9 protein-coding genes are annotated in these 6,011 nt (G+C 63.8%); 7 read left to right on the plus strand and 2 right to left on the minus strand.

What is annotated here, in order from left to right; all coding sequences use genetic code 11:
* Positions 1-92: 92 nt before the first annotated feature.
* Positions 93-479, minus strand: a complete 387-nt coding sequence (locus ACLV74_RS21755; protein ID WP_411881504.1) for a winged helix-turn-helix transcriptional regulator — start codon at positions 477-479, stop codon at positions 93-95.
* 97 nt (positions 480-576) lie between these two features.
* Between ACLV74_RS21755 and ACLV74_RS21760 the strand changes: the two genes are divergently transcribed.
* Complete coding sequence (locus tag ACLV74_RS21760; RefSeq protein WP_411881505.1) at positions 577-900, plus strand: DMT family transporter; 324 nt, start codon at positions 577-579, stop codon at positions 898-900.
* A 13-nt stretch (positions 901-913) separates the two neighbouring features.
* Here ACLV74_RS21760 and ACLV74_RS21765 read toward each other — a convergent pair whose 3' ends face one another.
* Positions 914-1,504, minus strand: coding sequence for an NADPH-dependent FMN reductase (locus ACLV74_RS21765; protein WP_411881506.1), 591 nt, complete (start codon positions 1,502-1,504; stop codon positions 914-916).
* Positions 1,505-1,603: 99 nt separating this feature from the next.
* Between ACLV74_RS21765 and ACLV74_RS21770 the strand changes: the two genes are divergently transcribed.
* The 6 genes from ACLV74_RS21770 to ACLV74_RS21795 form a co-directional block, all read left to right on the plus strand.
* Entirely contained in the window at positions 1,604-1,849 is a 246-nt protein-coding gene (locus ACLV74_RS21770) for a type II toxin-antitoxin system Phd/YefM family antitoxin (RefSeq protein WP_411881507.1), read from the plus strand.
* Entirely contained in the window at positions 1,843-2,340 is a 498-nt protein-coding gene (locus ACLV74_RS21775; protein ID WP_411881508.1) for a type II toxin-antitoxin system VapC family toxin, read from the plus strand. Before ACLV74_RS21770 ends, ACLV74_RS21775 begins: the two co-directional genes overlap by 7 nt.
* 46 nt (positions 2,341-2,386) lie before the next feature.
* Positions 2,387-4,375 carry a tRNA uridine-5-carboxymethylaminomethyl(34) synthesis enzyme MnmG gene (mnmG, locus tag ACLV74_RS21780; RefSeq protein ID WP_411881509.1) on the plus strand — a complete coding sequence of 663 codons (1,989 nt, stop codon included), beginning with the start codon at positions 2,387-2,389 and terminating at the stop codon, positions 4,373-4,375.
* Positions 4,375-5,043 (plus strand): 16S rRNA (guanine(527)-N(7))-methyltransferase RsmG, encoded by a 669-nt coding sequence (rsmG, locus tag ACLV74_RS21785; protein WP_411881510.1) that lies wholly within the window; start codon positions 4,375-4,377, stop codon positions 5,041-5,043. Before mnmG ends, rsmG begins: the two co-directional genes overlap by 1 nt.
* A gap of 154 nt (positions 5,044-5,197) precedes the next feature.
* Entirely contained in the window at positions 5,198-5,824 is a 627-nt protein-coding gene (locus ACLV74_RS21790; RefSeq protein ID WP_411881511.1) for a LysE family transporter, read from the plus strand.
* Between the two features lie 57 nt (positions 5,825-5,881).
* Positions 5,882-6,011 (plus strand): ParA family protein (locus tag ACLV74_RS21795; protein ID WP_411881513.1); only part of this gene is annotated, 130 nt, incomplete at its 3' end.

Raw genomic sequence — 6,011 nt, forward strand, 5'->3', positions numbered from 1 at the left:
CTCCGTGATCGTTGTCGTGGCGTCCAATATAGGACCGTATGGGCGGGGGCTTGCTACGTGGTTGCGCTAATGAGGCTAACCCTGCCAGCCCACTAATTAAAAGACGCGTCAAAACGTTCGCGCGCGGTCTTCAGCTTCTGGTGGTTGCGCTCGGCCCAATTGTCCAGCGGGATCAGCGTTTCGCTGAGCGACTGGCCCAGGGTGCTGAGCTGGTATTCCACATGCGGCGGCACGCTCTGGCGGTCAAAGCGCAGCACCAGGCCGTTGCGCACCAGTTCCTTGAGCGTCTGCGTCAGCATCTTTTGCGAGATGCCTTCTATCTTGCGCATCAACTCGTTGTTGCGCACCGCGCCTTCGGCCAGCGCTGGAATGATGAGCAGCGCCCATTTGCTGGCGACCAGTTCCAGCGCCTGGCGCGAAGGGCAGGCCTGGCTAAACACAGTTGGGAGGTCGGCGGTGGTGTCGGCGGGAATTGTCATGGTTACCAAAAGGTGCGTACTTGCCTCTGGGTGATCGTAAACCTAAGCTGGCGGCTCTTCACCTCTTCTGCACTTATTCACCCAAGAAAGACTCCTGATGGCCTGGTTTTACCTTCTCGCCGCAAGCATTGTCGAAATCGCGATGGCTCTGCTCCTCAAATCCTCGCAGGGCTGGACCCGGCTCTGGCCCAGCGTGCTGGGCGTCACGGCGGCGGGCGCCAGCATTTTCTTTCTGACGCATGCCGTCAAAACCTTGCCGGTGGGCACGGCCTATGCGATCTGGACCGGCATCGGCTCGGTCGGCGTGACGCTGATCGGCATCCTCTGGATGGGCGAGAGCGCCTCGCCGCTGCGCCTGGCCTGCGTGGCGCTGGTGGTGGCCGGCATGGTGGGCTTGCGCCTGCTGGATGGCGCTGCGTGAAAAGCGTTGAGGCCTAGGCCGCGAGCCGGGCGCTGGCAAACAGCACCTGGTCGATCACGGCCTGCACGTTCTTCACGTGTGCTTCGTTGCCCATTTTTCCGTCGACGTCAAACGCATCGGCGGCGCGGCCCAGGGCAAAAGCCGTGGGCGCGACCCAGCACTGCGCATTGAGCAGCAGCGGCACCAGGTGGCTTTGCGATCGCAGACCGCCCAGCGCGCCGGGCGAGGCGCTGAGCACGCCCACCACTTTGCCGGTGAAGGACTTGAAGCCTTCGTGCCAGGCCGGGTCGCTCTTGACGGGGCTGGACACCCAGTCGATGGTGTTCTTGAGCAGCGCGGTGTAGCTGCCGTTGTATTCGGGCGAGCAGATGATCCAGGCCGGGTGCTCGTACATGACCTGCTTGAGCTTCATGACATCGGCCGGCGTGCCCTTGGCTTCCAGGTCGGCGTTGTACATGGGGATGTCGAAGTCGGCCAGCTCGATGTGGGTGACTTCGGCGCCGCCGGCGCGCGCCAGCGCGGCCGCGACATGGGCCAGCTTGCGGTTGTAGGAGTTCTGGCGTGTGCTGCCGGCGAAGATGAGGAGTTTTTGGGGGGCGGTCATGGGGTGATTTCACCACAGGGCGCGGGGTAAAGCGCTGCCGCCGGCTTGCAGCCTGGATGAACCCCGCTAAAATGTACAAAACCCGAGGATTTGTACAAAATGCACACGATTGCTCTGAGCGAGTTTCGCGCCAACGCTTCCGCCATGATCGACCTGGTGGAGCAGGGCGAGACCGTCCGCATACTCCGGCACGGCAAGCCGGTGGCCGAGCTGGTTCCCCTGAAGGCCGAAGATGACGCCGCCAAGGTGCCCAGCTGGAAAACGCCGTTTGAACCCGTGGTTCTGCCGCCCGGTGTTTCGCTGTCGCAGGCTGTGCTCGATGAACGGAATGAATCGCCATGGTGAAGAAAACCCAGGCGGCCTATGTGGCGCAGGCCGCAGGCACGGCCACCCGGGTGGTGGCGCGCGACGGTGAAGCGCGGCTGATGTTCGACGCGTCGGCGCTGACCAAGCGCTACGCGAGCGAAGCCGGGCGCGACCGGGTGCTGATGCTGTTCGAAGCCGCCAGCGAATTGCTGGTGGCCGCGCATTGCAAGACCGAGGTGGCTTCGGCGCTGCTTCGTCGCCGGCGTGACGGCAGCCTGCCCGCGCCGGAATTCGACCGGGCCTGGGCAGCGGCGCAGCGCGATGTGGCCGACATGACCCTGGTGCCGCTGGATGCGCACGTCGAGCGCTTCGCTTTTGCCGCGATGGAGCACGGCCCCTTGCGCGGCATGGATGCCCTGCATGTGGGCAGCGCGCTGGCCAGCCGGGTGGACCTGTTCGTCACGGCGGACAGGCGCCAGGCGCAGGTGGCGCGCGGCATGGGCCTGGCCACGGAATTGATCGAGAGTTAACCAGTTAGTAGCGTTAGTAGCCGGTCGAGAGACCTGAAGGTTGGATATGTTTTACCCCCAAGAATTTGACGTGATCGTGGTCGGCGGCGGCCATGCCGGCACCGAGGCCGCCCTGGCTTCGGCCCGCATGGGCTGCAAGACTTTGCTGCTGTCGCACAACATCGAGACGCTGGGCCAGATGAGCTGCAACCCCTCGATAGGCGGGATCGGCAAGGGCCACCTGGTCAAGGAAGTGGACGCCCTGGGCGGCGCGATGGCGCTGGCCACCGACGAAGGCGGCATCCAGTTCCGCATCCTCAACAGCTCCAAGGGCCCGGCCGTGCGCGCCACCCGGGCGCAGGCCGACCGCATTCTGTACAAGGCCGCCATCCGCCGCAAGCTGGAGAACCAGCCCAACCTCTGGCTGTTCCAGCAGGCGGTCGACGACCTGATGGTGGAGGGCGACCGCGTGGTGGGCGCCGTCACCCAGGTCGGCATCCGGTTCCGCTCGCGCACCGTCGTGCTGACGGCCGGGACTTTTCTCGACGGCAAGATCCATGTCGGGCTTAACAACTATTCGGCGGGCAGGGCGGGCGACCCGCCGGCGGTGTCGCTGTCGAGCCGGCTCAAGGAACTCAAGCTGCCCCAGGGCCGGCTCAAAACCGGCACGCCGCCGCGCATCGACGGCCGGACAATCGACTTCAGCAAGTGCACCGAGCAACCCGGCGACGGCATGCCCGGCGGCATCGAGGGCCCAGTCCCGGTGTTCAGCTTTATGGGCGGCGGGATCGCTCACCCCCAGCAGATGTCCTGCTGGATCACCCACACCAACGAACGCACCCACGACATCATCCGCTCGGGGTTTGATCGCAGCCCCATGTTCACCGGCAAGATAGACGGCATCGGCCCGCGCTATTGCCCCAGCGTGGAAGACAAGATCAACCGCTTCGCCGACAAGGACAGCCACCAGATTTTCCTGGAGCCCGAGGGCCTGACCACCCACGAGATCTACCCCAACGGCATTTCGACCAGCCTGCCATTCGACATCCAGTACGAGCTGGTGCGCTCCATGGCTGGCATGGAAAACGCCCACATCCTGCGGCCCGGCTACGCCATCGAGTACGACTACTTCGACCCGCGCGCGCTCAAATCCAGCTTTGAAACCCGGGCCATAGGCGGCCTGTTCTTCGCCGGCCAGATCAACGGCACCACCGGTTATGAGGAGGCAGCCGCCCAGGGTTTGTTTGCCGGCGTCAATGCCGCCCTGCAGTGCCAGGGCAAAGATGCCTGGCTGCCGGCGCGCAACGAGGCCTACCTCGGCGTGCTGGTCGACGACCTGATTACCAAGGGCGTGACCGAGCCCTACCGCATGTTCACCAGCCGGGCCGAGTTCCGCCTGATGCTGCGCGAGGACAACGCCGACATGCGCCTGACCGAAAAAGGCAGGCAGCTGGGCCTGGTCGACGACGCGCGCTGGGACGCCTTCAACCGCAAGCGCGACACTGTTTCACGTGAAACAGCCCGGCTCCGGGCGATCTGGGTTAACCCCAACAACCTGCCGGCGGCCGAAGCCGAGCGCGTGTTGGGCAAGACGATTGAGCGCGAGTACAACCTGCTCGACCTGCTGCGCCGCCCGGACGTGAACTACGCTGGGCTGATGTCGCTGGAGGAGGGCAAGTACGCCAACCCCGAACTGGCAGCCGAAGCGGCCGCCAGCGACGACATGGCCAAAAGCGTGATCGAGCAGATCGAAATCACCGCCAAGTACGCCGGCTATATCGACCTGCAAAAGACCGAGGTTGAGCGTGCCGCCCACTACGAAAACCTCAAGCTGCCCGCCGACCTGGATTACCTGCAGGTCACGGCCCTGAGCTTTGAGGCGCGCCAGACCCTGGCCAAGCACCGGCCCGAAACCTTGGGCTTGGCCTCGCGCATCTCCGGCATCACGCCGGCTACCGTGTCTTTGCTGCTGGTGCACCTGAAGAAGAACCTGTGGAAAAACACGGTTCCGCTGCAGGCCGCGGACGCCGCTACCATCGAAAAAGCCCAGGCCTGATGCGGGCCGGTGAACAGGAATTGCGCGCCGGCCTGAAGGCGCTGCAACTGGACTTGGGCGATGCGCAGGTCGGCCAGCTGCTGGATTACCAGGACCTGATCGGCAAATGGACCAAGGTTTACAACCTCACGGCCGTGCGCGACCCGGCGGAAATGATGACGCACCATCTGCTGGACAGCCTGGCCGCAGTGCTTCCGCTGCGGCGGCATTTGCAAAAAGCCGGGCTGGAGCAGGGCGCTCGCTTGCTGGATGTCGGTTCGGGCGCCGGCCTTCCAGGGGTGGTCATCGCGATCTGCTGCTCTGAGGTGGCAGTGACTTGTGTGGATACGGTGGCCAAAAAAGCCGCTTTTATCAAGCAGGCGGCGCTGGCCCTCAAACTGCCCAATCTTTCCGGGCTGCATGCCCGGGTTGAAGCCATCACCACGCCGTTTGAGGTGATCTGCTCACGGGCCTTTGCCTCGCTGGCCGATTTCACGAACTGGTCCGTTGATGCCTTGGCGCCGCAGGGTGCCTGGATGGCCATGAAGGGCAAGCACCCGGCCGACGAAATCGCCGCTTTGCCAGCGGGGGCTGAGGTGTTTCACGTGGAACAACTGCAGGTGCCCGGGCTCAATGCCGAGCGCTGCATTGTCTGGATGCGGGTGAAGGCCATTTCCAGTTCCGCCTGAAATCGACCCGCGGGGGCGCCGGGCGTTGTTCGGGCACAAAAAGAATGCCTTGTGGATGCCGAATCAGCCTGATCGGGCCGCTTTGGCATTTTGGCGGCACACCCCTGTCGTAAACTCGGTTCCTCACTTTTCTCTACTTTCTGGAGAACCTCCAATGTTGGGCTCATTCGTCGGCATCGCCGACTACGGCGCTTTTGTCGTCGCGATCATTGTGTTTCTGCTGATTCCCGGCCCGGGCAACCTCGCGCTGATCACCTCGACCAGCAAGGGCGGCATCGCGGGCGGCCTCGGTGCGACCTTTGGCGTGATTGCCGGCGACCAGGTTTTGCTGTGGGCGGCGGTGGCCGGCGTGTCGGCCATCATGGCGGCTTACCCAACGGCGTTCCATATCGTCCAGTGGGCGGGTGCGGTTTACCTGGCCTGGCTGGGCATCAAGATGCTGCTGGCCAAGCCTGGCGATGCGCCGCTACTGAACATCAAGCCTCGCCACTATTTTCAGCAGGCCATGATGATCACCTTGCTGAACCCCAAGGCCATCGTCTTCTATATGGCTTTCTTCCCGCTCTTCGTCGACCCGGCCCAGCACCAGGGCATCAAGACCTTTGCCGTGATGGCGGCCACGATTGCCGGGCTGACTTTCCTCTACGGCCTGACCTCGGTGATGATCACCTACCACCTGGCCGAGCGCATACGCGCCAACCCGAAAATCACGCTGGTGCTGAACAAGCTGGCCGGTGTGTTCCTGATCGGCTTCGGCCTCAAGCTGGCGATTTCCAAGTAAGCCGCCCCCGTCCCCTCGCATCTCGCGCCCCTTTCCGAACAAAAACTAAAAGCACACATGGCCAAAATTTTCTGCATTGCCAACCAAAAGGGCGGGGTGGGCAAGACCACCACCACGGTGAATCTGGCAGCGGGGCTGGCGACAGTCGGCCAGCGGGTGTTGATGAACGACCTGGATCCCCAGGGCA

Source organism: Polaromonas sp. YR568 (assembly GCF_943369415.1).
Classification (GTDB): domain Bacteria; phylum Pseudomonadota; class Gammaproteobacteria; order Burkholderiales; family Burkholderiaceae_C; genus Polaromonas.

Excerpts from the sequence above, each read along its gene's own strand:
- ACLV74_RS21755 (WP_411881504.1), bottom strand. The coding sequence starts at position 479 with ATGACAATTCCCGCCGACACCACCGCCGACCTCCCAACTGTGTTTAGC.
- ACLV74_RS21760 (WP_411881505.1), top strand. The coding sequence starts at position 577 with ATGGCCTGGTTTTACCTTCTCGCCGCAAGCATTGTCGAAATCGCGATG.
- ACLV74_RS21765 (WP_411881506.1), bottom strand. The coding sequence starts at position 1,504 with ATGACCGCCCCCCAAAAACTCCTCATCTTCGCCGGCAGCACACGCCAG.
- ACLV74_RS21770 (WP_411881507.1), top strand. The coding sequence starts at position 1,604 with ATGCACACGATTGCTCTGAGCGAGTTTCGCGCCAACGCTTCCGCCATG.
- ACLV74_RS21775 (WP_411881508.1), top strand. The coding sequence starts at position 1,843 with ATGGTGAAGAAAACCCAGGCGGCCTATGTGGCGCAGGCCGCAGGCACG.
- mnmG (WP_411881509.1), top strand. The coding sequence starts at position 2,387 with ATGTTTTACCCCCAAGAATTTGACGTGATCGTGGTCGGCGGCGGCCAT.
- rsmG (WP_411881510.1), top strand. The coding sequence starts at position 4,375 with ATGCGGGCCGGTGAACAGGAATTGCGCGCCGGCCTGAAGGCGCTGCAA.
- ACLV74_RS21790 (WP_411881511.1), top strand. The coding sequence starts at position 5,198 with ATGTTGGGCTCATTCGTCGGCATCGCCGACTACGGCGCTTTTGTCGTC.